General features: G+C 57.3%; 2 protein-coding genes. Both read left to right on the plus strand.

Going from position 1 to position 2842, the window contains the following annotated elements; all coding sequences use genetic code 11:
- The first annotated feature begins 919 nt into the window (after positions 1-919).
- Positions 920-1348: a hypothetical protein gene (locus tag DC522_RS33000; RefSeq protein ID WP_133239456.1), complete on the plus strand. Its 429-nt coding sequence runs from the start codon at positions 920-922 to the stop codon at positions 1346-1348.
- 111 nt (positions 1349-1459) lie between these two features.
- Entirely contained in the window at positions 1460-1618 is a 159-nt protein-coding gene (locus DC522_RS35300) for a hypothetical protein (protein ID WP_165820437.1), read from the plus strand.
- Positions 1619-2842 lie beyond the last annotated feature (1224 nt).

Here is a 2842-nt window from a genome sequence, read left to right on the forward strand (position 1 = left end):
CCCGACAGGTGACATCAGCCGAACTGACGGAAAGGGCCGCTCAAAGGGCTTGACCAGAATCCCCAGAATAAGAGAACGGTGCCCGAGTAACACGGGTCACCGCATCTAAAATCTTCCTCAAGGCTCGTTGCCGACTTGCCTTTGATCCCGCTACAAGGGGCACTCAAGAAAAAGGCCACTGTCACCAGCGGCCTGGAGTCTGAAGAGGAAACGCTCAAGACGGGCAGCCATGCTGCGACCTCTTCGCCCTATCGCAGGGTAGGATTTAAGCGGCATCCCTGCGCGACAGCAATCACATCAAAGTATAGGTACCCTTATCCACTGGGCAGAATGCTGTCGCACCTTCGTAGATGCTAGCTGGGTTATGGCGCAAACAGTTTGTTTCAGAGTTTTAGCTACTGTGATTGAAATCCCGACAGCGAAGGACGTGGTGTTCAACGGCAGCATTTTGATTGTTCAGCGATCCTACTCTGCGTCCGATAAAGCCATGCTTATGCGAGAATCCTTTCGCAGAAGGCCGACCACATGCGGCGCCAAGGTCCGTTCTCAGGCACACCCCTGAAGTCAGGCTCTGGCACTTCTCGGAAGGGCGTTGCCACGTCAACGAGTTTTACTTACCCAAACTGCCCCTCGCGCGGATGCCCGATGGTGAGTTTTCAAGGACTTAGGCAGGCGAGGCCCGCCTCGGAAGGGCATTACTTGGTTGATGTGGCATCCCCCGCTTATACCGCGCATATCGCCGGTCCATACCAAGGTGTAATCGAGACAGCCACACGGACAATTGGCGTGGAGTGCGCCCGCGATCATCATCACCTTGTAGTGGCCCAACTCCGTACGGCTGCGGGTGACGGCGCTCGTGACCACTGAGGGCGCGACGCCAACCGAGCCGAGCTTTGATCTTGATGAAGAGGAGGCTTCGATGCGGCGTGCTGAAGTCTGGGCGGCCTTTAACGCCTTGGCCGTCGTAATCACGATCGTTGCCATTGCAGCCCTCTTCCATCCCCTTTGTGCTCGCGCCGAGGAGGGACACTCTGACGAGCACCAGATGGCGCACGGCACGTATCATCACCTCTATAATGGAATCATGCGCCCGGACGTGAAGAACTCAAGCTGTTGCAGTGAGCAGGATTGCGCTCCCACCGAAGCGAAGTGGGACAGTGTCAGGAAGCGCTGGACAGCGCTCAAATACGGTCAGTGGGTGAACATTCCTCCCAGCAAGATCGTGCCGCGGGATCAGGTGCCCGATGGACTGGGCGCTGAACCTCACCTGTGCGCTCCACCTCCTTCATCGTCCGCATTCGGCAAGGACGAGGTGTTCTGTTTCATCGAGCCCAACGGCGGAACGTGAGAACCCGGTGAGGTTTCAATGAGAATCCTTGGCATCCTGATGGACCCCTCGAATGTGCCGAACCCACGGCTCAATCAGCGGAGCCGATGTGCGCACTGCAGGAGGCCCTACGTGTTCCGGCGCGGCATCCTCGCCAGGATCGAGCACAAGACGAAGGAGATGGGGCGTGATGAGGACGGCTGTCGGTATCTGAAGCGAGATGTCGGGGTGTACGCCTGTCACTCGCTCGAGTGCTTCCTTGCGATGATCGAGCCAGGTGGGCACGCATGAGGGTTCTGACGTAAACGCTTTGCGTCAGACTTTCAGTTTTTGGGATGATAGTTTCGGGAGCGGAGGACCCAGTGTTCAAGGGCAGGCATTTTGATCGATCGGTGATCCCGCTCTGCGTGCACCGCTACTTGGCCTACAATGCCAGAACCTAACCGGGCCAATCACTAGAATGACCCGCACCTGTCAGTTTTCACAGACTGACATCGTAACACGACGACCGCATGGTCGATGCAGGCCATGTCTCTACCGCTCGAATTCCCGCCTCAGGATTCTATCGCTTCACAGAAGGAGCATTGCTCGATGGCTCGGGTTGCCAAGAAAGCCACTCAGGACGGCACCTTCACGGTTTATGTTGAAGAAACACCGAGTGCATGGGGACTTACCAGTGCTGCCGCTGACATCTTGATGCAAAGACTGTCAGCCGTTGAGACATTTGTAAAGCGAGCAACCAGAGGTGACCGGGGGCTCCGGTCTTCTTACCGGGCCAGCTTTTGGAACGACGCTGTGTGAGCCGCTCGTTGCTCCACCACACCCCGCCTTCCGCTGGCGGGATGCGGCTCACTGGCGCACGAAGTGCGTCACGTTCGCTGCTATGCTAGTCCTGCACGGACCTGGAGATTAGGCTATGGCTCAAGGTGACTATGATGAAACAAAGGTAACCGCGCACCTCCCCAATGCGGATATCGAGATCCTCCATCGCCGCGCCTGGGAAGGTGGGCAGGAGCAGATGCTTCTTACCGTCCGGTCAGTGCCTCCCCTTGAAGGGTTGGGGCGCTTTCTGGAAGCTACCAATCCGCTACTGTTCTGGACTCGGGTGATACAAACATGTTGGCTCCCTTGGCTCGGAGAGTTCACCAAATCGCCCGCAACCCGGAGATCTTAGCCAGGCGCTTCGCTGTCGGATGGGTTCTGCGGCTTTGTTGCACGGATCGGATTACGCACGCATTGAATGCACCCATCGCCTGCATTCAGACGATACGGACGGACTTCGGGCGTCCAAGCTCAAGCATGCGGTTCAGCGTATGAACTGCAATGGCGACCTCAGTCGCGCGACGCCGATCCGTCCGCGAGCACAATGCATCCGCGATCACTCGTTTGAAGTGGCTGATGGCGCTCTCCACTCGGGCTCGCTGATTGTACCCTGGATTTGCTCCGCTTTTGTGGAGAGCGGTTTATTAGCTATCCGGCCAGCCTTTCGAACTGAACCGGACTGAGATAGTCAAG

The sequence above is a fragment of the Microvirga sp. KLBC 81 genome (assembly GCF_003075415.1).
In the GTDB taxonomy this organism is placed as follows: domain Bacteria; phylum Pseudomonadota; class Alphaproteobacteria; order Rhizobiales; family Beijerinckiaceae; genus Microvirga.

Coding starts and splice junctions, on each gene's coding strand:
- DC522_RS33000 (WP_133239456.1), top strand. CDS start 920: ATGCGGCGTGCTGAAGTCTGGGCGGCCTTTAACGCCTTGGCCGTCGTA.